Below are 21,958 nucleotides of genomic sequence, written 5' to 3'. Positions count from 1 at the left end.
ACCGCCTACATCATAGCGCGAACTATAGATTTTTCGATGGGTGAATGGATGTGCTCAGGTCGAATTCCCAGACCGACACCTCGCGCAAGGAGCCGTCTGATTCCGGGAATTCGTGTAAAAGCGCGCAATTGCCAGGGTGCCTTTGCTTTTTTCGGAGTACCGAGAAAATTCAGCGATACATTGTGAATTCTTGCCTGCGCCGACTGAACCACTCGTACGGGAAATTCGCGCCGCTGCTGCACCTGCGCGAGCAAATCATCTGTTACGCGCCTTTCACGCAGGGCCTGAGTCAGGATGTTTGCCGCAGCCACAGCGTCCTGAACTGCAAAATTGATGCCCACGCCGCCTGCAGGAGACATGGCGTGCGCAGCGTCTCCGAGGCAGAGCAGACCGGGCTTGTGCCATTTACGCAGCCGGTTGATCTGGACCGACAGCAGCTTAATCTGGTCCCAGTGCTGGATCTCTTCCACACGTTCGCTCAGAAACGGCGCTACAGACAGGAGTTGACTGCGGAACGCGGGCAGCCCGGCATTTCTTACTAAATCAAATGCTCCTTTGCGGATGATCAGGCCTGCCTGGAAGTAATCTCCACGATTGATCAGGATCAGCATCTGGCCATAATCAATGCGGCCCAGCGCCTGATAAGAATCGTCCGGCTTACGGCTGATGCGGAACCAAAGCACATCGACTGGCACGCCGAAATTGATGACTTCAAAATGTCCGGAGTCGCGTACATTTGAGTGCCGTCCATCGCAGCCGATAACGAGATCAGCTTCGATCTCAATCTCTCCTTCGGGCGTTTTCACACGCACCCCCTTGATTGCACCGCTTTCTTCAAGGAGTCCTACAGCTTCGTGTTCCATACGCAGATGGAATGTAGTGAATTGCTTGCTGTGATCCGTGAGGAAGTTCAGGAAATCCCACTGCGGCATGAGAGCAATGAACCTGCACTGCACAGGCAAATGAGAGAAATCAGCTACTGTGAAAGCGAAATCTCCATAAAGTCCACCGATTGACCGCACCTCCTGATGCGGCACTTTCAGAAATTCCTCTAACAGGCCAAGCTCGCGCATTAACTCAAGAGTTGATGGGTGTATGGTGTCGCCGCGGAAGTCGCGGAAGAAATCTTTGTGCTTCTCCAGCACAGTGACGCTGACGCCGGCGCGCGCCAGCAGATACCCGAGCATCACTCCCGCAGGTCCACCGCCGGCAATGCAGCATGTTGTGGTTTCGCGTTTCTGCATGCGTCTGCTCCTCGAACCCTTACGAGGATTACCATACATCCATGGATACTTTCGATGATCTTCTTAAACAGGCTGAAATTGCGCATGGCCATCTTTGCGCTGGGCAGATACTCGGAGTTCGCATGGCCATGCTTGGCTGCGCCCGCCTCGGCATCGAAGAGCCGCGTGGAACAGACCGCAAACGTCTGGTGACATTTGTGGAAATTGACCGCTGCGCTACGGACGCGATTGGTGTCGTTACCGGGTGCCGCCTGGGCAAGCGCGCACTGAAGTTCCGCGACTGGGGAAAGATGGCGGCCACGTTTATTGACCTTGCTTCCGGCCGCGCGATTCGCATTTCGGCGAAAGAGTCATCGAAAGCGTTGGCGCGTGAGATGTATCCGGAGATTGAGAACAAGAACCAGCACCAAATGCGCGCGTATCGCGAGATGAGCGACAGCGACTTATTCGACGAGCAATGGGTTCGGGTTACTGTCGAACCGAACGAGATGCCGGGCTACAAAGGCGAGCGGATCGCCTGCGATATCTGCGGTGAAGGCATCAATTATGACCGCTTCATACGCCGAGACGGTAAAACGCTTTGCCTAAGCTGCGCCGCTCCGGAAGAGCGATATTATCAGCCTGTCTGAAAAGAAAAAGCCCGTCACTTTGGCGGGCTTTTTCAGGTTGCGGGCGAAATCAGAAGCTGAAGCGCGCTCCAAATTCACCTGTGAAGGACTGCGGGATCACAGTGCTGTTAGGCGTAATGAAGTTGGTTGGTTTCAGGAACGTGGATGGATCGGTGGGATCGAGCGAGTTCACATTGCTCTGAAGGTTCGGGCCGAAATTGGCGCGGTTCGTCAGATCAAATCCCTGGAAGAAGACTTCGACGTTGTATCTTTCTCCAAAGGTAATTGTCTTGCCGATTCTGGCATCGAGTTCAACGAAGGTCTGGCCTCCGGTCGAATTGTACGATGCCTCCTCGCATGTTCCGGCTGAGAGGCAAGACTTGTAGAAGCTGCTGCCGTACACACTGCCATCGGAATTGAAGAGCGCAGTGAGGTCAGAGAACTTGTTCATCTTGCCGCCTTTGGGAATGATGGCGTGCGCATTGCCGCGACCGCTCCCCACGCCCCATTTGTCGCTGCTGGAATAGACATCGACCGGTCGTCCGGAACCGATCTGGAAAATCGGAGATATATTGATTTTCCAGGGAAGCGCGAGAGTCGCAGCCGTTGTCAGGTGATGGGTTTCATCGTTCGGAGCGCGGCCGTGATCCTGGCGGCGGAATTGGCCCAGGAACGGATTTGTAGCCGTATTGCGGAATGCCGCCGGGTTGCCTTCAAAGGCGAGTGCCTTCGACCAGGTGTAATTAGCGGTGCCGGTGACGTGTTTCCACATCTGCTGGCGATAGCTGAGATTCAGAGCATCGTAGTATGAGCGCCCGATCGACTCCTCCTCGCCGAATCGACCAAGTACAGGAACACCAGCGGCCTTAAACGCTGCGGAGAATGGCCTGATTCCGCCATTGAAGTACTCGGTCGGATTGATGTTGACCGTTTTGTTTTCGTGGAGGCCGCGCGCCTGCACATATTCCACTTCCACAACGGAGTGGGTATTCGGTGCAATCTGTAGGCCAAAGTTGATCTGCTGTGTATATGGGTTGCGATAATTCGGGTTCATCAGGCGGCCGGTAGAGCCGGGCGCAAGATCATGGCTGGCAGGCGGAATGACCGGCATGGGATCGACCCCGTAACGCCAGTTGCTCAAAATAATGTTCGTGCCGGGTACGATGTTAGCAGCGGAACAGCTTGAATCGCCAGGGCCATTGCAGGCGATGCTGAAGGTGTTTGCAAACACTGTGTTGTTGGACTGCTGAATCATGAACAGCGGAATATTCTCGAACGTCTGTCCGAAATACAGGCCATAACCGCCACGGACGACAAGGCGGCTGTTGCCAAACGCATCGAAGGCAAAGCCGATACGCGGGCTGAAATCGAGATTGTCATTGTGCGGTAAACCGGTGTAGACGCCGCCGATATGGCTGAGATCCGGGATATAACCTGTGTTGTAGTTATTGCCATTGCGCGTTGCCGGCACAGTGGGAACACCGGTCGCGGCAGCTGCTTGCAGCTCCTGGACCGTGCGGCTGTTTTTCTGCTTGTCGATGCCGTAGAGATCGATATCGCGGTCATAGCGGATACCGAGGTTCAAAAGGAGTCGCTGGGTCACTTTCCAGTCATCCTGGAAGTAGAGACCGATCATCTTCGGCGAAAGGTTAAATGAAGGATCGCCGGCGGTGCCTGTCATGCCCTGCACGAGTCCTGGAGTTGCAAAGCCCTGCGGATACTTGGCCGGATTTCCCAAAATATTGGAGGGGGTGTCAAAGAAATCGAATTCCGGAGTCGGATTGTTCTCGAAAAAGCCACCGACCTGGGGTTCATAGATATAGTCAACACCGGTACGGAATGTGTGGGTGCCGTGTATCCATGAGAAATCGTCGCGGAACTGGAACTTGTGCTGGCTTGACTTCTGCGGAACATTAATGTTTGTCCCGAAGCTGGTGCCATCAGGGAAGTCGACATACGGGGTTCTTGTTGTTGAATCGATCAGGTTATTCCAGTACTGGAACCCGAAGGTGAAGTTGTTGACAACGTTGGATGTGAGAATCGAGTTCAGAGTAAAGTTTGTCAGAATCAGATCGTTAATGGTGAAGTTGCCTTCTGACAGATCGTTCTGAGATGTGGACTGGTCATTGTTGCTCTTATTGTCCTGCGCCGTATAGCTGATAAAGGCCCTTTCGTTCTGGTTGAAGCTGTGGTCGATACGGCCGTTGTAGCGCTTGTCGTCATAGGGCGTGGGAAGTGTGTGTGCAGGCTGCGGCGCAGGATTGAAAGCTCCGCTATTGGCTGCAAGCACCAACTCGTTGTAGGAATCCGGGTTGACAGAGAGGCTGGAACGCTCCCGTAATCCCTCATAAGCGAAAAAGCCAAAATCCTTATCCTTCCGAATCGGGCCTCCAAACGATCCTCCATATTGCTGGCGGCTATAGTCAGGCTTCGGCTGATGGCCTTGTTCGGAGAAGTAGTTATTAGTCTGGAAGTCCTGCGTGCGGAAGAAACCATACAGGCTGCCATGGAAGGTATTCGTGCCGGATTTGGTGACCACGTTGAGGGCCGCGCCTTCGCTCTTTCCGTTCGCGGCGGAAAAACGGTTCGGGCTGATGTTGAATTCCTGCACAGCTTCGAGAGGCAACTGCATGACAGCGCCACCAACGGTGTTGTCCTTATTGTCAATGCCATTGACGGTAGTGTTGGTATTGCGGCCAGACGAGCCGTTCACTGCGTAAATCGCATACCGGTTCTTGGTCGGATCATAGCTGTCCACCTGCTTGACACCCGGCGCCAGGATCGCCAGATTGGCGAAGTCACGTCCATTCAAGGGAAGCGCCTGAATATCCCGTTGCGTTACGGCGGTGGAAACATCGGTCTTTTCGGTATCCATTAACTGGTTGCCCGCGGTCACCTCAACGGTCTGCGTCACTTGTCCGGCAGTGAGCGGAACGTTGACTGTAGCCGTGGTGCCAACCAGTATTTGCAGCCCCTTCACCTGGGCAGGACTGAATCCGCTGGCTGCCACCGTGAGTTGATAAGAGCCAACAGGTAATAAATCGAATCGATACTCGCCTGCTCCATTCGTGACTGTTTTTCGCTCGGCATTTGTAGAAGTGCTGGTTACCGCAACGGAGGCGCCGACAACCGCAGCCCCGGTTGGGTCGGTAACAACGCCGGCGATATTGCCGCTCGCCGTTACTTGGGCCAGTAAAGCACAGTTCCCCAATAAAACTGCAAGCACAAACAACAAACATCGAATGGGACGCAGGTGCGTCCTGCACGTCATAGCCATAAACCACTCCTTAGGAAAAATACTGCACAATCGGTTGCCTAACGGAACCGAGGCCTCATGACCCCTGGGTTCGGAATTCACAACAAATTCACAACACAGGATTGCTGGAGATAGTAAATGCTTGTCAGCAAATCGTCGATAGGAAAAATCAGCCGCGCCAAGTCCGGATAAATTTCTCTTATTTCGCCTGTCATAACCCTATGGCTTACAAAGTGTTTGAAGAAGACTTCATTGGCCGTCGGCAGTGACCTGTTCCGCAGCGGAGAACGCCAGCGCCTGAGCATATCCGTCATAGACGCGGTCGAAAACCTGATCCCATGAGGTGGTGAGCGCGTCGGCGCGCGCGGCGGAACGCACTTTCTGGAAGAGGTGAGCGTCGCGAAGAACTTTAAGGATGATTTGGGCAAACTCCTGATCCTCGGCAACAAAGCCGGTTTCCCCTTCTTTGATGATGTAACGCGGGCCGCCATCCGGAGTGACAATGGCGGGAATGCCGGATGACAGAGCTTCAAGCACTACATTGCCGAAGGTGTCAGTGTGTGAGGGAAATACGAACAGATCCATGTTCGCGTATGCGCGCGAAAGCTCCTGACCGCGCAACACGCCGGGAAACTCAGCGTCGGGTAAATGCTCGCGCAGCCAAGATTCTTCGACACCGTGTCCCACAATACGGAAACGGAAGTTGTTAAAGCCCGCCTGCAACAACTGCTCGCGGATCTGAACGAGAAGCGCAACATTTTTCTCAACCGAGAGACGCCCGACAAAGCCGAGAACAAAATCTGTGTCATCTGAAGGACGGTCACGGTAGCTCGGCGAGAACTGCTCCGTATCCACGCCGCGCGCCATCAGCAGACATGGCTTGCCGGTAGTCCGCTCCAGCAGATGGCACAGATCGATATTCGGTGCAAATAGCAGGCGGGCACGTGAATAGAATCGCGCACTGGCGAAAAGGCTTATTTCCTCAATATTGTGGGCAACCGCAGAAGCCGTCCTTTCAGGAATCCAGTTGAGAAACCATTGCGAGCGCTTGGCGGCGTATTCATGTACGTTCGTGTGCCAGGATGCGACGAGCGGCAGATGGAAGTGGTTCGCCATGACCGCGCCAGTCATGCCAAAATCGCTCGGGCCAGTGATGTGAATGAGATCAGGGCGGAATTCCCGCAGCGAGCGAGCGATGATCGGCATGTGGCGAAAAAACCCAAAATCAATACTCAGGTCTTTTTCCAGGCCAAAGGAAAGCGGACCTCGTGATAACTCCAAGGTTGTCAGATTGCCTTCAGTCAGCCGGCGCGGATTTCGTCCGCCTGCGCGAATGCACAGAAACGGCAAATTTCGGCGGCGGATGTACGCCTCAAATTCCCGGCTGGTGTGGGCCACCCCATTGATCTCGTGGAAAGAGTCAGGAAAATAGGCCACGCGCGGCGGTGCGGAGGGCATACAGAGCGAGTGTATATCTTGACTTATTGACTTTCCTCGACCGCAACTCGATTAATGACGCGCTGCACGAATACAACGTTGAAATTAATATGACGGGCCAGATCGGGGAAGAATTCGGTGATGAAGTTACCGATGGGATCTGTGCCTAGCGCGGTACCATAGCGCGCAGCCGACGCGCCCCAGCCAGTGTCGCGATAGGGAACATAGGCATCGCCTATGGCCTCTTCAAAAAGGCCACCAACTACATTGGCATAGTTGAACATGCCTTTGCCGTTGTCGCCCTGCGTCCACACAACCTGATAGATGCAATGCGCTATGCGCCGCTTGTAGCCTGCGTTAGGCATGCGGTGATAATGCGGGTCCTGATGGACGATGGAGGGAACAAGAAATGTGCCGAAGAACTCATTCGTCATGTCCTGTGTGAGGGACACGGCAGAAAGCTTGGCAATGCCTTCCACCCCCGGGCCATATGGAGAATGAGAATCGACGGCGACAGAATAGACCGAGATCATGCCGATGGTGAGGAAGTTGAAGGGATCGATCACGTCTTTTCCCGCGAGGATTGCCTTCTGTTTCGGCGTCATCGGATGCTGCTCGGCGCTGTTGATGAATTTCTGAAAGGGGTCGTATGCCGCCCCACAGCTCATTTTCGGTACGGGGGATGCCTTTGATTGCGTATCGATGCAGACTGCTTGCACGGAGGGAAATGGCGGGCGGGCACTCAGGGTTGATTTTGGCGGGTCGGGAGCTGCGGGAGGAAACTGACCTGGTTCAGGGGTGGCTACCAGTTCTATCGTCGCCTCTGGGGCATCCGGCAACGATTGCTGCGCCCGCACGGGCGTGCAAACAGCGCCGGAGAAGAGCAGCATCCATACAACGGCGCCTATCCTGTTCTTGGGCCTGTAGCTAGAAGGTTTGCACAAGAACCCCATATCTGATTGGACGCACCGCAGGGTGATTTTTCCCTCCCAGATTCGGCTACTCATCGCTATGGTGACGCCGGAACAGTCTTTCATGGGCATCAGGCCAGAACTCCAACCAGAGGTTGCCGCCTGCCTCGCCTAGCAGAGAAAAACCCCAAGTCTTAAAGACGACGGCTGTATTGGAGCTTTTGTCGGGATAGTAGGCCATCGTCAGCGCAGAAGCCATCCCGTGGCCCACCACTACCGAAGTATTGAATACTGACACACCTGAATCACGCTGGCCGACAAACACCCGCAAGGCCGCATACAGGCCCCGGTGCACAATCGATCCATGGGCTTTGCGGTAGTAACGCGGATCTTCATGCAGCAGGGCAGGAAGGGCTCCATCGGAGAAAACGCGCATGTTGAAGCCGCGGACCACGGCCGCGCCCAGTCGCTGCCCGTAGGCTCCGGAATCCACACCGTATCTCGGGTCGGAATCTGTGAGTTGTTCCCATCCAGAAGAGAAAAAAGTGGAAAACCAGCTCAAAGGAAGGAGCTCTTCGTGGATTGGGAAAAGGAGCTTCTCCTTTATGGAAAGCGGCTGGCTCTTTTCGCCAGGCTGAACAGCGTTAGACCAGCCACTTTTTTTTATTCTAGGTGATGTGTTGCTTACTGTCGTATATGGCTTGGGAGCATCGGGAAGATGCACTTGCTGTGCGAGGGCAGGAATCGAAGCAAGTGCCAGCGTTATGAGGCCTGCATAAAAACACGTGAGCGTTGAAAGCATCGGATGTAATGTTCCTTGCTGAAGAGTGTGCGAGTAAACCGCAAGTCTACTGAATTCCATGTTTAGTTATATGCGAGCAGCTAAACCAACTTACGAGCTGCTAAACCACTTATTGGAAGGCCTTTCCAAGGCCATGGATGTATGACTGCTGCAAGTTAACGGCTTAGGCACCTGTGGTGTAAGAGCCGTTGACCTCTCAATCGAGCAAACAGCACACTGAGAGTGGTACAGGAACGCGCATTCATGCCCAGCACTCCATTTGAGGACTTCGGACGCAAGGTCGATGAGCATATCAACAATGCGGCTCCACGCATCGAAGAAGAAGTGCGCAGGGTCATCACTTATCTGAATGACGAGGTCGTTCCGAAGGTGCGACAGAACTCATCCGAAGCGCTGCGGATCGCCGCCGACCAATTGCGAAAGCTCGCTGACCATCTGGAGCGGAAATAGTGAAAAAACTGATCGGGTCGGCAGCTTTCTTAGGTCTTGCATTTGTCATTGGTTGTGGACATAAGCGGCAGGCGGTCTATGCGCCTCCACCACCGACTCCGCCGACGCTGCATGAGCCTGCGCCTGCCGTAACATCACAGGCGCCATCTTCAACTGCGTCGGCAACCAATGCAGCACCCACAGAGCAAACAGCAGACGAAGCTTTCGTCGAATCGCACACACCGATTTATTCGGAAACAGGAATTGCAAGCTGGTATGGACCGCCGTACCACAATCGTCGCGGGGCTAACGGACAGATCTTCGACCAGAATGCGTTGTCGGCAGCGCATCGCACGCTTCCAATGGGGTCACTGATACGTGTAACGAATTTACAAACCGGGCAATCGGCAGTGATGCGGATTACCGATCGCGGGCCATTCGTGCCCGACCGCGTGCTGGATCTCTCTGTCGCTTCCGCTAAAGTGATAGGGGTGTGGCGGCCCGGAACAGCGCAGGTGCGCATCGACGTATACGCCGCGCCCAGGCCGATTGACGAAGGCGGACGCTGGTGCGTACAAATTGGCGCTTTCAGTAAAGAGAAAGAGGCGGTGAAGCTTGAAGAGCATCTGGAGCGCAAATATCACACAGCGAATGTAATTGAATTTACCGGGCCGACCGGCCATTGGGTGAGGATTCGTCCACTGAACGACGACAAAGACCGCGCCGTTGAGATCGCGAAGGAATTGAAGCCGGAAGAGGGTGAGGCTTACCTGGTGCGGCTTGATTGAAATAGCGAGCCGGATCATTTCATCTACCTACACGCTTCCTCTTGACAAGCTGGAAAAAGCGATTCATTTAAGCAACTGGCGGACGGCACTGCATTTCGGCGGCGTGGCCTGGACTCTTCTGATCCTTTGGCTGCTCGTGCGATGGGGGCTTGGCGAGGGCGTCGGCGGATGGGCGGCATCGCTGACGCAGAGTGCATGGCTGCGTGGATTTCTGGTGGTTCCGGTGTGGCTGGCGCTGTTCTCGCTCATCGGCCTGCCGATTGAAGCTGCCTCGCATGCCGTTTCCCTGCATTATGGATTGTCAATTCAGCAATGGACTGGATGGTTCCGCGACTGGAGTCTGTCGTCTCTGCTGCTCATTCTGTTCGGAACGCTGGCTCTTGCTTGCCTTTACGCTCTCATACGGCATTCGCCCCGGCGCTGGTGGCTGTGGTTCTGGCTGATCACGATTCCGGTAGAAGTTTTGGGCATCTATGCTCTGCCTGTCTTCATTGATCCTCTGTTCAATCACTTCTCTCCTCTGGAAAAGAGTGATCCCGCCCTGGTCGAGCAACTGGAGCGCGTGGCCGCGAAAGGCGGGATTGATATTCCGCCGTCGCGCATGTTCCTGATGGATGCCAGCGCGAAGTCAACCGGAGTGAATGCTTATGTGACGGGCTTTGGCTCCTCGAAACGCATTGTCGTGTGGGACACGACGCTGAAGCTGGCCTCAACAGATGAAATCCTCTTCATCTACGGGCATGAACAGGGGCATTATGTGCTGCGCCATATCGTGAAAGGGCTGATTTTCTCGGCTGTGCTGATTTTTGTTTTCTATTGGATCGCATACCGCCTGCTGCGATGGATGGTGACGCGTTACGGGGACACATGGCGCATTCGGTCCGTCGATGACTGGGCCTCGGTGGGGCTTGTGTTGCTGCTCATGACGCTATTGAGCTTTCTCGCCGAGCCGATTGGGAACGCCTTCAGCCGTCGAATCGAACACCAAGCCGATGTCTACGGCCAGGAAGTCATACACGGACTGGTGGCCGATCCGCAGCAGATAGCAACGCAGGATTTTCAGCATCTTGGCGAGATATGGCTGGAAAATCCCTCGCCGAACAAGTTTGTAGAGTGGTGGACCTATAGCCATCCCTCGACCAGCGAGCGAAAAAGGTTTGCCGCGGGATACGACCCTTGGGTCATAGGCAATGAGCCGAGGTATTTCAGGAAGGAGTTTGCTTGTCGAAGAATAAAACGCCGTCATTCTGACGACCAACGGAAGGAAGAATCCATGCGATGCTCCATCTCGCGAGCTGTTTCAAGCTTCTTGCAAGAAAGCATTAAGGGTCTTTGCAGAGGTCGGCATTCTCTGGATTCTTTGCTTCGCTCAGAATGACGATTCACCCTTCTTCATTCGATAACTGCGATTTTTGCTTTCTTGCCTACTCGAATCGGCCATCGAAGTGGGAGTCTAATTCCGTTCATTTCCATCCGTGTTTCGCGAACAGGTTCGCTATTAATTCTCACGGCACCAGCTCGAATGAGCCTGCCAGCCTCGGTGACCGATGGCGCGAGACTGATGCGAGTCAAAACCTGATCCAGACGGATAGTTAACATATGCCCATCGGGAATGGCTCCCGGAGTCCCACCTGATACATCAGATAATTTCAGCTTTACCTCTTCTAAATCTTCCGGTAGTTCTCTTTGTTGAAACTGTTTCGCCCAATTCTCATCTGCTTCCTTTGCCGCTTCCTCAGAATGAAAGTCAGCCACAATCGTCCGCGCCAGCATCTTCTTGGCTTCCATGGGATGCAGCGCACCACTGGCCACATCAGCCTGCATTTTGTCGATCTCTGACTGGCGTAGGTCGGTGAGGAGCGTCCAGTAGCGCCACATCAACTCGTCGTTAATGGACATGAGTTTGCCATACATCTCCTGCGGCGGCTCATGAATCCCTATCGCATTATTGAGCGATTTCGACATCTTCTGAACGCCGTCAAGTCCTTCGATGATCGGTGTCATCAGGACAATTTGCGAGGGCTGATCATAGTGGCGCTGCAATTCGCGGCCAATGAGTAAGTTGAATTTCTGGTCGGTGCCGCCAAGCTCGACATCCGCTTTCAATGCGACTGAGTCGTAGCCCTGCGCCAACGGATAGAGCATCTCATGCAGCGAGATCGGCTTCTCTTCCTGAAAGCGTTTGTGGAACTCGTCACGTTCGAGCATCTGCGAAACGGTGAATTTTGCCGCGAGACGAATAATGCCCTCAAATCCCAGCTTGTCGAGCCACTCCGAGTTAAAGCGGACCTCGGTCTTATCTCGGTCAAGAATGCGAAATACCTGGTCGGTATAGGTCTTGGCGTTCTGGTCAATCTGCTCGCGGGTCAGCGGCTTGCGAGTGACCGAGCGTCCCGTAGGATCGCCGATGAGAGAGGTGAAATCACCGACGAGAAAGACGACCTGGTGGCCGAGGTCCTGAAAGTGCTTGAGCTTGCGCATCAGCACAGTGTGTCCGAGGTGCAGGTCTGGGGCGGTGGGATCGAACCCGGCCTTGACGCGCAGGGGGATGCCGGTTTGACGCGACTTTTCCAGGCGCTCGCGCAGGTCGGAGACGCGGATGATCTCCGCCGCTCCTTTTTGCAGCAGGTCTAATTGTTCATCGATGGGAAGAAATTGTGCCATTGCTCACTTCAGTATATTTGGGACTGGCCCCTTCGACTCATCTCAGGGCGGGCTATCCAGGCATTCTCGCCTTTCGGCGCATAATGAATATCGATGGACGCTGAACGGCTGCGCGAATTTCTGCTGAAGCTGCCGCACGTCGAAGAGACGATGCAGTGGGGCGAGACCCTTGTCTTCTGGGCAGGAGACAAGGCCATTGGAGGAAAGATGTTTGCGGTGGTCAGTCTCGACAGCAGGAGCAAAGGCGTGCTGTCGTTCCATGCCGGGGCCGACCGTTACAACGAATTGTTAGAAAACGAGGGTGTCATTCCTGCACCGTACATGGCGCGCATCTACTGGGTCTGTCTTGAGCATTGGGATGCTCTGCCACCGCGCGAGCTCGAAGCACTATTGACTCGCGCCTATGAGCAGGTCTTCGCCAAACTGCCGAAGCGCACGAAGGATGTTCTGGCCATGCCTTCGGCGCAACGACGAAAACTTATTGCAGACAGGAAGAAGCTCTTGGCTTCCAAAAAGAAGCAGAAGTAGTTTGCGTTCTTTATGCTAGCCGCAATTCACTATTGAATTGTCATCCTGAGCGAAGCGAAACGAAGTGGAGCACAGTCGAAGAGCTTGTCCTGAGCGAAGCCGAAGGAACCCGCTTTTCTTCTGCCCTGCGTTGCGCTAGAAGCAGATCCTTCGCTGCGCTCAGGATGACATCTATGTTCTGCCAGCTTTAGCTGCTCTAGGAGTGTTTACGCCCTTGCTTCAAAGACCATGTTGAACGGAGTCTCTGAAGCGCGGCGGAAGTGCGTAAAGCCTCCCTCCGTAACAACCTGGCGAATGCGTTTCTCTCCAGCCTGCGCTCCCAGTCCCAGCCCAACTTCCTGCGAACGCGAAGCCGGCACGCAGACAATGGTCGAGGCCGCGTAGTAGATACGGCCAATCGGGTTCAGATTGGAGGTGATGTCATCGCCCGCGATTGGCTCGACGATCATCCAGGTGCCATTGTTGGCGAGCGACTGCTTCACATGTGCCGCGGCCCCCGTGGGATCGCCCATATCGTGCAGGCAGTCGAAACACGCGACGAAATCGTAATCTTTGCCCGGAAAAGACTTCGCCGGAGCAACATCGAAGTGAACACGGTCAGAACATCCGGCAGACTTTGCTTTCTCAGACGCTTGTTCGATGGACTTGTCGTGGTAATCGAAGCCGAAGAACTCCGACTTTGGATAAGTCTTCGCCATCAGAAGCGTCGATGCGCCATGGCCGCAGCCGATATCGGCAACGCGCGCGCCAGTTTTGAGCTTTTCTTCCACGCCTTCCAGCGCGGGAATCCAACTTGTGGTCAGGTTGGCGAGATAGCTGGGACGGAAAAAGCGCTCGCAGCCCTCGAAGAGTCCTTTTTCGTGCTCGTGCCAGCCGAAACCTTTGCCCGTACGGAAGATATCGGTGAGCTTCTCCTCGTCTTTCATACACGAGGCAAGCATGTGGTAGAAGCCGGGCAGATGCACGGCGGTATCGTCCTGAGCCAGAGCGAAGGACTGTTCCGGTGTCATGGAATAGGTGTCCGATGGGGCATCATATTCGATATATTTGCCGGCGGCGTTGGCGTTGAGCCATTCGCGGATGTAGCGCTCATCGGTGCCGGTGCGACGGGCAAGCTCGGCGGCGCTTACCGGGGCGCAATCGCCCATCGCCCGGTAGAGGCCGAGACGGTCTCCGATGAGGATGAGCGTCGATTGCATGGCGGCGCCCATGTCAACGACGGCCTGATGAAGCAACTGATGGAGTTTGTCTGTGTCAACTGGACGTGGAGTCGCGGCTGCAGTTGTCATGAAAATTCCTCCTGTTGGATTGCCGCGGGTTGGATCGGGGAAATGGCCTGAACAAATAGAGCGGAGAAATACCGTCCGCGGAGCGAGCATTGACATCATAGTGACTGGAATCGATAGTCGCAAGAGTTTGTAGGCTGGTTCTTGATTGCTTTCGCAGGCTCAATTAGCGTCGAAGACATGAGTGGAGTTCGCTTGTCACTCGATGGACGAGTGGCGCTGATTACCGGTGGCTCGCGCGGCATCGGCGCTGAGTGCGTGCGGCTGTTTCGCGTAGCTGGGGCGAAAGTTGCCTTCAATTATCGAACTGCGCAGAGCCGGGCCGAAGCACTGGTTGCTGAGTGCGGCGGCAGCGAAAACTGCATCGCTTTCGAGCAGGACCTATCTTTAGCGGAAGACGGGCGGGCGCTCGTTGAGAGAGCAGTCGCTCGGTTTGGTCGGCTGGACTGCCTGGTGGTGAATCATGGCATCTGGCCGCCGGAGGATGCGCCGATTGCTTCGATGCCTGATGCCCAGTGGCGGCAGACGCTCGGGGTAAATCTCGACAGCGTCTTTGGGCTTGTGCAGGCGGCAGTGGGGCAGATGGAGAAACAGCCGAAAACCAGTCCAGCAGCCGGACACATCGTTCTTGTCAGTTCGACTGCCGGGCAACGTGGCGAGGCCTTCCACACCGATTATGCGGTGACGAAGGGCGCGCTTATCAGTCTTACCAAGAGTCTGTCGAGTGAACTCGCGAGTGAAGGAATTTATGTAAACTGCGTTGCGCCGGGCTGGGTGGCAACGGAGATGTCCGCGCCTGCAATGAATGATCCGGTATTGAGCCGTAAGATACTCGGCACGATTCCGCTGGGGCGCATCGCGACTCCGCGAGAGATTGCCGGGCCGATTTTGTTTCTCTGCACTTCGCTCGCAGGCTTTATGAGCGGCGAGATTGTTAATGTAAATGGTGGTGCGGTTCTGGTTGGGTGAAGATGAAAAAGTCCTTGCTCTCAGTCATTTGCGTTGTACTGCTGGCAATTCCGCTCGGAGCGCAGAACAACCCGCAGGACGCCAATACCCAAAAAGCCCGCGCGGCGCTTGATGCGATGGTGCAGGCACTGGGCGGTGACCGCTGGCTGAATCTGCAGAACACTTACATCGAGGGACGCACGTCGGGCTTCTATCAGGGCAAGCCTACGGGAGCCATCGGCGATTTCTACTGGTATCACGTATTTCCGGACAAGGACCGCGTTGAGTTAACGAAGAAGCGCGACGTGGTGGACATCTTCCTCGGCAAGAATGACGGATGGGAGATCACCTATCGCGGGAAACGAGCGTTGCCGCCCGAAGAGAAAGACGATTTCTTTCGCCGGCGCGACCACTCGATTGAAGTGGCAGTCAAGGTCTGGATGAAAGATCCTGGAACGATGCTGCTATGGGATGGACAATCGCTGGCGGAGCGGCATCTGGCTGACCAGGTGACTCTGATTTCTTCGACGAACGACTCGATTACCATCCAAATGGATGCCGACACGCACCTTCCACTGCGTCGGACGTTTCAGTGGCGAGACCCGGTCTATAAGGATAAGAATGAAGAAGTCGAAGAGTACGACGACTACCATGTGGTGGATGGCATCCCTACCCCGTTTGGCATTACCCGCTTCCATAACGGCGATATGACGAACCAGCGGTTCGTCTATAAGGCCGCCTACAATGTACAGCTTCCGCCAAATGCGTTTGATGTGGATGCCACGGTTGCGAAGATCAAGAAATAGGGCACAGAGCTCAGGTCCCCCGGCGGACACGGCGGCATCGTCCTTCTCGCCCCGGCGGTCCGCTATTGGCATTGCTCACAACACGCCCCGCATGGCTTGGGGATTGTGCGGATGCACATGGCCTGCGGACTGGGAAGGTGATCGAAGACGACTTCTGTGATTGGCGCCTTTGATTCCTTACCATTACCGCCCTAATGAATGCCGTTATTGGCCTCCTTGAGTGCCTACTGGCGGCCAACGACGACGATCATGAATGTTCCCGGTTTAGGCTTGGGGCGTCCGGTTGTTGCAGGTTCCAATTCCGCGGTTGGCAAATAGGCGAGATGCGAGGTCTCGTCAACGCCCATGGTCCGCGCACCATCCGGTGTTTTCACAACCTGTTCAACATCAAACTTGCCCGCCTTCTCGGATACGACAATGAGAGAGCCATCGCGGCAGCTTGCGAAAGCCCTGTTGTCCATGATCTTTGTGGCATCGACGCCTGCTCCGATTGGCAGAGCTGCTTCCACCTTGCCGTCCTCGGCGTTCATCACAACCAGTTTTTGCGGATTGCGACAGCCGACAAAGAGCCGATGCGTTTTGGCATCGAAGGCCATGCCGACGGGGTGTCCGCCAGGAGCGACCGGCCAGCGCGCGGTGACCTTTCGAGAATGCAGATCTACGACCGCAACAAGATCTTTATCTTCCAGGTTGATGTAAACCTTGCCTGTGCCGTCGGAAGCGAGGAACTCAGGTGCTCCGCCGAGTTCGATAGGGGGATCGATCTTACCGTTTTTGGGATCGATGTCAGGCTTAAAGGTCATCAGCGCGCCGCCATCGCCGGAGACAGCCAGGACCAGATTCTGCCTCCCATCAAAGATGATGCCATCGGAGTCCGGCATGGTCGCGATCCTACCCAGCACGGCGTAAGTTTTCAGATCGAAGACGATGATGCCGCCTCCGCCGCCTCCGTCGGTAATAAAGCCTCGCCCTGCACCGGGGGCGATGGCCACGCCATGCGCGATTGTCTGCCCGGGAATGTCTCCCAGCACCTTGCCTGAATCGGCGTCGATGACCATGGTGTGTGTGGAGCGGGGAACAAAGAGCCGGTGCGTCGCAGCGTCCACGGTGAGATAGTCCCATCCGCCGTCGCCACCGATCTTCCATGTGTTCTGCACGTGATAGGGGTTTTCCGCCTGTGCAGTTATGCCGCCAGCCAGGACCAGCGCTGCGCCGACAATCATTCCTGCTAAACGCCGCTTCGTCTGCTTCCGCATGATGTTCCTTTCCGGACCAAACACGATCTCCAGATGACTTTATTTCTGTTTCCTTAAATTGGGCTGAATATATGGGCGAATGATTGTGAATGTTGGTTCACAGATCTTTCGGCTCATGTGAGTCGTGTCGGTTCCCATTCAAGCCTTCTTGGCTTGAGATGCTAAACTGCCCCACGCAGCCAAACGAAGGCTTGAATGAGCCGCCGTCCTAGACGGATTCCGGCTAAATCCGGCTTATGATCGAGGCTGGAAATCGTGTTAATAGCGGGGGCAGCAGCAAGGTGGAGCAAAGAACTGCAAGATCTATCGACGAGGTGATGGAAACAATTCGGAGCGCACGAAAGGTCTGGCGACTTGCCACGGATCAAGAGTTGTGGTTCCGCGGAGAAGATAGGAAGCACCAAGCATCAACTTTGCTGCCAAAACTGTATCGTCACCTTCTCAAAGCGATAGGAACCGTATCGAAATCCTTACTGCGGGAAGAGAGAAACCTTCACGAGGAATTTCAACGCTGCGGAGCCCAATTGTACGACCATGACGATGTGGATGATTGGGACTGGTATTTTCTTATGCAACATCACAATGCGCCAACTAGATTGTTGGATTGGTCGGATGGGGCATTGATGGCTGTCCATTTCGCGGTTAAGAGCAGCTTGGATGCAACCGATGGCGGTTTTGTATACGTGCTTAACCCATGGGGTCTGATGGATGATTTAAAGGGGCTTCCGTCTTGGAAGAAAATTAAGAAAAGTTGGAGGAAATATAGAATCGGCCGCATGAAAAAAGGCCACGAATGCGCCGAAGAATGGGATGAAGTTTATCTACCCGGCAGACATTTTCTTAAGGAAAGCAAGAGCCTTGATTCGTCGAAAATTGAAATACCCGAATTGCCGATTGAACCTCTGGTTCTAGAATTCCCACAGATCACCCGTAGAGTAGCTGCTCAGCGAAGCCGCTTCATGGTGTATGGCTCCTACAAAAACTGGCTGATCAACTGGGCAGCAAGAAAAGACGCGCCGATTTGGCGCATCACGATACCGAAGAAAAATGTTGCCGCGATGAAGATTCAGCTTCGCGATTCCGGCATGACGGAATCAGTGATCTTTCCAGACCTCGACGGCTTGGGGCGAGAGGTGGATCAACTCTGGGACATCTTGAAAAGACGAACAAAATTCAAGAAATGATGCCACCGCAGGGTTACCTATCAAAGCCCCTGTTTGGCTTGAGTAGCAGTCCCTTTACTTCTCGCTCGTCGTAATCAAATCCAGCAATCCATTCACAATCGCTGTTTCCGCGCAGCCCGGCTTTAGCCTCGATCCGAGCACCTGAAACGTATATGCCCCAAACGCGGTGTCGTTTGGAATATAGCCGGAATTTGCCATCCCATCGGCGAGCGTCACCATAAACGTATTCGCCATGGGCGATTCGCGCTTCAGGCGTTTCCCGATCTCGCTGTATAACTCCGCATCCACGGAAGTGAGCGCAATATCTCCGATGCGCAGCACGCCCAGACGAATGTCTACGGGAGGGCCGTCTTCGTAAGTTCCCGGCGTGCCTTCGCGGGCTGTGTCGGTGCGCTTTCGTCCCGGGCACGTGACCATCTTCTGCTCTCCGGTAATGCCTGGGCTCGCATTCAGCCTCTCGATATTGCTCGTCACGCGTATCACCTCTTCGCCGAGCAGGACGCCTTCGCTTTCCATGACGCGCTCCAGCGCGTCGCGCACTTTCGGATCAGGCGGCGTGGGCTTGACCTTTCCATCTCGAATCGGCGCCTCTACTGGTTCGCGCGTCAGCACGTAGCCGGTGATGGGTACGCCGCTGCGAGAAGCCAGAGTGTTCGTGCTCGCGCGGAGATAAAGCGGGTTCTGGTCGCCGCTCGCGCCCTGCACGAAGACCGCGACCGTTTTGTCATCAAAGGCCTGCTCCACGTAACGAGAAGTCGCTCCCGCGAAATCGGCGCTGGTGATTCCCGTCAGAAAGCCGTTGACTGGATGCATCGCGTAGTCCATGTAGACGGCGATCGGCTCGCCATTCGCTCCGACAAATTCAACCACAGCCACGGTTTTGTCAGACGAGCCTTCGAGATTCGGCTCCTGCGTCCAGAGATGGGTCTGAGGATCGATGGCATCGCGATTCACGTTCAGATAGGAATGACCGGTGCCGAATCCAACGCGCGCCGGTTGCAGATTAGCCTTCGCCTGCCGCACTGCGTCCAGAATGTGGCCGACGATTGGAGGCGGCGGTGCGTTGGGATTGGGCGCCAAGCCGCGCATGCCGGGAAAGCCGCCGGGCCCCCAGCCACTGTGCGTGTGCGTGGCAGACATCACAATGTTCTCCACGGGACAGTTCAGTTCCGCAGCGATCTGTTTCGAGGCCGTCAGCCAGACTTGTTCGGGCAGACCACCCTGGTCCGCTCCAATCAGTGCGGCGCGGGTTGCGCCGTTGTCGAGCACGATGGCGCGCACATAGAGTTTTTCGTGCGCATATTTACCAGATGGAGGATTGTCCGGCTCCGAGGGCGGGGTTATATCGACACGCGCCGCGCCCACGCGAAGATTGCCCTGGGCGAATGCCGCATGTGCCGCGAGCAGACTGGAAAGCATCAGAATGACTGAGGAGAGGAACCGCAACCGACTCATTCGAAGCGCTCCTTTTGACCACAGAAATCTTACCCAACACTGCCTGTTACTTCACGCATTTCCTGCAGAATCAAAGCTTTTTTCTGAAGTTCAGTCAGTCAAGCTGTGTCTTTAGTGGGAGCCAGAACATCGAGGAAGGCCCTGTAAACTATATCCATGAGCCTGCTGACCCACTTTCAGATGCTTGCGCGTTACAACCGCATAGCCAATGAAAGGCTCTATGAGAAGTGCGCGCAACTGGACCCTTTGGAATATCGAAAGCAGCGGCAAGGCTCATTCGGCAGCATTCATGCGCTCCTCAATCACATTCTGCTCGGCGATCGCATCTGGATGTCACGCCTGCAGGGAGGCGGTCACACCACCCCGGCTCTCAACACGGTTCAATATGAAGACTTTTCCGAATTGTATTCAGCGAGGAAGGATCTCGACATCCAGATTGAGGAATTCTTCGCGAGTGCGAACCCAGACTTTTTAGACCATTCGATCAACTACACCAACAGCAAAGGACAGCAGTACCGGGAGGAAGTATCCGTCGCTGTAAGTCATATGTTCAATCATCAGACGCACCATCGCGGACAGGCTCTTGTGATGTTGAGTCAGACCAGCGTATCGCCTCCATCGCTGGACCTGCATCGAATCATCCATCCATAGAGCGAGTCTCAGGCGAGGTGCGTCGAGTCCGACCTCAGCATCCTGCACATTCGCACATTTATATATTGACGGGCCCCTGATTCGTGGCGAAACACCCATTTCAGGAATCGGTTTTCTGCGCCAGAAAACTAACAAAGAAGATGCTGAATCTCCCTATCGGGCGTCGCGTGCGGCTGTCCTGAACAAGTCCTCCTGACAGGACATCTGATTCGCGGCTTTTTTCTAGCCCCAATGAGACCCGGGGACCAATTCCGGAGATGCTGCCGCAGTCTCCGGCTTCGCCGCCCAGCTTGGGTTCCGCGTGCCGAACATCATCATTTCACCTTTCACCCGGCGTCACTATGTTTCGCATACGCCCATGGACCACACTGCAATCATCAAATTCGTGGAGAACCGCTTTATTGGCAGCTCCGCCCATCTGACGGCGCGCGACGCGGCCCAGTCAAGTCTGCTTGAATTCTTCGATTTCTCCGAGATTCCATGGGCGCCGCCGCCACAGCCGCCAACTCCGGCCAGTCCATCTACATTGGGCTATGGTCCATGCACTCCTACGAGCTTTTAGCCCGTAAAGATCGGGGTTTGGCTTCGAAGGCAATGTACGGTTCAGGCTTTCACGCGACCTTGATCCAGTCGAGGATGACTTTCCCGGTCTGGCCGGAAATCATTGCGTCGAAACCCTCCTGAAAGTCGCGGTAGCTGAAACGGTGGGTGATGACGGGTGAAATGTCGAGGCCCGATTCGATCATGACGCTCATCTTGTACCAGGTTTCATACATCTCGCGTCCATAGATGCCTTTGATGGTGAGCATGTTGAAGATAACCGCGCGCCAATCGATGGACATGGGTTTGGCAGGGATTCCGAGCATGGCGATCTTGGCCCCGTGACTCATGTTCGCAATCATCTCCTGCATGGCCGCGGGGTTGCCGGACATCTCCAGCCCGACATCGAATCCCTCCTTCATGTGGAGCTGTCTCTGCACTTCGGCGAGGGGTGTTTCCTTTGTGTTCACGGCAAGGGTCGCGCCCATTTTGCGCGCCAGATCCAGGCGGAAAGGATTGAGATCGGTGATGACGACGTGGCGCGCGCCAGCATGACGGACCACGGGAATTGCCATGATTCCGATGGGCCCGGCGCCGGTAATCAACACATCTTCGCCGAGCACAGGAAACGAGAGGGCCGTGTGCACGGCGTTTCCAAATGGGTCGAAGATGGCCGCGACTTCCTGATTGATGCCGGGATCGTGCCGCCAGATATTGGTCATCGGCAGCGCAATAAATTCAGCGAAGGCCCCCGGCCGGTTGACGCCTACGCCTTGCGTGTGCGCGCACAGATGGCGTCTCCCGGCAAGACAATTGCGACAGCGCCCGCAGGTGACATGTCCCTCTCCGCTCACGATGTCGCCGGGATAGAAGTCGTTTACGTTCGACCCGACCTCGACTATCTCTCCCACAAACTCATGCCCGATGGCCATTGGGACGGGAATTGTCTTCTGCGCCCACTCGTCCCATTGATAGATATGCACGTCTGTTCCGCAGATGCCGGTATGGCGCACTCGAATCAGGACGTCATTGATGCCGATTGTGGGTTCCGCGATATCTTCCAGCCATAATCCGCGCTCCGCGCGGCTCTTCACCAAAGCTTTCATGAATCTCCTCAACAGAATTTTTTATCATGCGGACGGCCAGGGCTCGATTCCAAAGAATC

Annotated in this window: 19 protein-coding genes and 1 pseudogene; 10 read left to right on the top strand and 10 right to left on the bottom strand. The window is 55.1% G+C overall.

What is annotated here, in order from left to right:
• Positions 1–5: 5 nt before the first annotated feature.
• Entirely contained in the window at positions 6–1,244 is a 1,239-nt protein-coding gene (locus VEV40_RS17305) for an FAD-dependent oxidoreductase (RefSeq protein ID WP_324834126.1), read from the bottom strand.
• Between the two features lie 41 nt (positions 1,245–1,285).
• On the opposite strand from VEV40_RS17305, the gene VEV40_RS17300 reads away from it, so the two are divergent.
• Positions 1,286–1,873, top strand: coding sequence for an FmdE family protein (locus VEV40_RS17300; RefSeq protein ID WP_324834125.1), 588 nt, complete (start codon positions 1,286–1,288; stop codon positions 1,871–1,873).
• Positions 1,874–1,922: 49 nt separating this feature from the next.
• On the opposite strand, the gene VEV40_RS17295 is transcribed toward VEV40_RS17300, so the two are convergent.
• The 4 genes from VEV40_RS17295 to VEV40_RS17280 all read right to left on the bottom strand — a co-directional run bounded on the left by VEV40_RS17295 (position 1,923) and on the right by VEV40_RS17280 (position 8,018).
• A complete protein-coding gene (locus tag VEV40_RS17295; RefSeq protein WP_324834123.1) occupies positions 1,923–5,129 on the bottom strand; it encodes a TonB-dependent receptor in 3,207 nt (1,068 codons plus the stop codon).
• 228 nt (positions 5,130–5,357) lie between these two features.
• Complete coding sequence (locus VEV40_RS17290; protein WP_324834121.1) at positions 5,358–6,566, bottom strand: glycosyltransferase; 1,209 nt, start codon at positions 6,564–6,566, stop codon at positions 5,358–5,360.
• A 23-nt stretch (positions 6,567–6,589) separates the two neighbouring features.
• Positions 6,590–7,435, bottom strand: a complete 846-nt coding sequence (locus VEV40_RS17285; RefSeq protein ID WP_324834120.1) for a hypothetical protein — start codon at positions 7,433–7,435, stop codon at positions 6,590–6,592.
• A 109-nt stretch (positions 7,436–7,544) separates the two neighbouring features.
• The gene (locus VEV40_RS17280) at positions 7,545–8,018 is read right to left on the bottom strand and encodes a hypothetical protein (protein WP_324834119.1); all 474 of its coding nucleotides are present in this window, start codon (positions 8,016–8,018) and stop codon (positions 7,545–7,547) included.
• Between the two features lie 483 nt (positions 8,019–8,501).
• On the opposite strand from VEV40_RS17280, the gene VEV40_RS17275 reads away from it, so the two are divergent.
• Genes VEV40_RS17275 through VEV40_RS17265 form a run of 3 tightly spaced genes read left to right on the top strand, consistent with a single transcriptional unit; the run spans position 8,502 to position 10,853 of the window.
• Positions 8,502–8,708 (top strand): hypothetical protein, encoded by a 207-nt coding sequence (locus VEV40_RS17275; RefSeq protein WP_324834118.1) that lies wholly within the window; start codon positions 8,502–8,504, stop codon positions 8,706–8,708.
• A complete protein-coding gene (locus VEV40_RS17270) occupies positions 8,708–9,475 on the top strand; it encodes a septal ring lytic transglycosylase RlpA family protein (RefSeq protein ID WP_324834117.1) in 768 nt (255 codons plus the stop codon). The genes VEV40_RS17275 and VEV40_RS17270 overlap by 1 nt, the downstream gene beginning before the upstream one ends.
• On the top strand, positions 9,468–10,853 hold the full coding sequence (locus tag VEV40_RS17265; protein ID WP_324834116.1) for a M48 family metallopeptidase: 1,386 nt from the start codon (positions 9,468–9,470) through the stop codon (positions 10,851–10,853). The genes VEV40_RS17270 and VEV40_RS17265 overlap by 8 nt, the downstream gene beginning before the upstream one ends.
• 14 nt (positions 10,854–10,867) lie before the next feature.
• Here VEV40_RS17265 and tyrS read toward each other — a convergent pair whose 3' ends face one another.
• Complete coding sequence (gene tyrS / locus VEV40_RS17260) at positions 10,868–12,139, bottom strand: tyrosine--tRNA ligase (protein WP_324834115.1); 1,272 nt, start codon at positions 12,137–12,139, stop codon at positions 10,868–10,870.
• A 93-nt stretch (positions 12,140–12,232) separates the two neighbouring features.
• Between tyrS and VEV40_RS17255 the strand changes: the two genes are divergently transcribed.
• Positions 12,233–12,667, top strand: coding sequence for an MmcQ/YjbR family DNA-binding protein (locus tag VEV40_RS17255; protein ID WP_324834114.1), 435 nt, complete (start codon positions 12,233–12,235; stop codon positions 12,665–12,667).
• A 206-nt stretch (positions 12,668–12,873) separates the two neighbouring features.
• Here VEV40_RS17255 and VEV40_RS17250 read toward each other — a convergent pair whose 3' ends face one another.
• A complete protein-coding gene (locus VEV40_RS17250) occupies positions 12,874–13,956 on the bottom strand; it encodes a class I SAM-dependent methyltransferase (RefSeq protein WP_324834113.1) in 1,083 nt (360 codons plus the stop codon).
• A gap of 177 nt (positions 13,957–14,133) precedes the next feature.
• Here VEV40_RS17250 and VEV40_RS17245 point away from each other — a divergent pair, with 177 nt between their 5' ends.
• Together VEV40_RS17245 and VEV40_RS17240 are read left to right on the top strand one after the other, a co-directional pair.
• Complete coding sequence (locus VEV40_RS17245) at positions 14,134–14,922, top strand: SDR family oxidoreductase (RefSeq protein ID WP_324834112.1); 789 nt, start codon at positions 14,134–14,136, stop codon at positions 14,920–14,922.
• Positions 14,923–14,924: 2 nt separating this feature from the next.
• Complete coding sequence (locus VEV40_RS17240) at positions 14,925–15,707, top strand: hypothetical protein (RefSeq protein ID WP_324834110.1); 783 nt, start codon at positions 14,925–14,927, stop codon at positions 15,705–15,707.
• Between the two features lie 224 nt (positions 15,708–15,931).
• Here VEV40_RS17240 and VEV40_RS17235 read toward each other — a convergent pair whose 3' ends face one another.
• The gene (locus tag VEV40_RS17235; RefSeq protein WP_324834109.1) at positions 15,932–16,963 is read right to left on the bottom strand and encodes a hypothetical protein; all 1,032 of its coding nucleotides are present in this window, start codon (positions 16,961–16,963) and stop codon (positions 15,932–15,934) included.
• A gap of 236 nt (positions 16,964–17,199) precedes the next feature.
• On the opposite strand from VEV40_RS17235, the gene VEV40_RS17230 reads away from it, so the two are divergent.
• A complete protein-coding gene (locus VEV40_RS17230; protein WP_324834108.1) occupies positions 17,200–18,147 on the top strand; it encodes an FRG domain-containing protein in 948 nt (315 codons plus the stop codon).
• A gap of 54 nt (positions 18,148–18,201) precedes the next feature.
• Here VEV40_RS17230 and VEV40_RS17225 read toward each other — a convergent pair whose 3' ends face one another.
• Positions 18,202–19,602, bottom strand: a complete 1,401-nt coding sequence (locus VEV40_RS17225; RefSeq protein WP_324834107.1) for a neutral/alkaline non-lysosomal ceramidase N-terminal domain-containing protein — start codon at positions 19,600–19,602, stop codon at positions 18,202–18,204.
• 156 nt (positions 19,603–19,758) lie between these two features.
• Between VEV40_RS17225 and VEV40_RS17220 the strand changes: the two genes are divergently transcribed.
• Complete coding sequence (locus tag VEV40_RS17220; protein WP_324834106.1) at positions 19,759–20,253, top strand: DinB family protein; 495 nt, start codon at positions 19,759–19,761, stop codon at positions 20,251–20,253.
• 259 nt (positions 20,254–20,512) lie between these two features.
• Positions 20,513–20,815 (top strand): annotated as a pseudogene (locus tag VEV40_RS17215) (alkaline phosphatase family protein); the annotation flags it as partial.
• A gap of 49 nt (positions 20,816–20,864) precedes the next feature.
• Here VEV40_RS17215 and tdh read toward each other — a convergent pair.
• Positions 20,865–21,899: an L-threonine 3-dehydrogenase gene (gene tdh, locus VEV40_RS17210; protein WP_324834105.1), complete on the bottom strand. Its 1,035-nt coding sequence runs from the start codon at positions 21,897–21,899 to the stop codon at positions 20,865–20,867.
• Between the last annotated feature and the right edge of the window lie 59 nt (positions 21,900–21,958).

It is taken from the genome of Alloacidobacterium sp., from assembly GCF_035631355.1.
Lineage (GTDB): Bacteria > Acidobacteriota > Terriglobia > Terriglobales > Acidobacteriaceae > Alloacidobacterium.
This window is presented reverse-complemented; position numbering and strand designations above follow the sequence as displayed.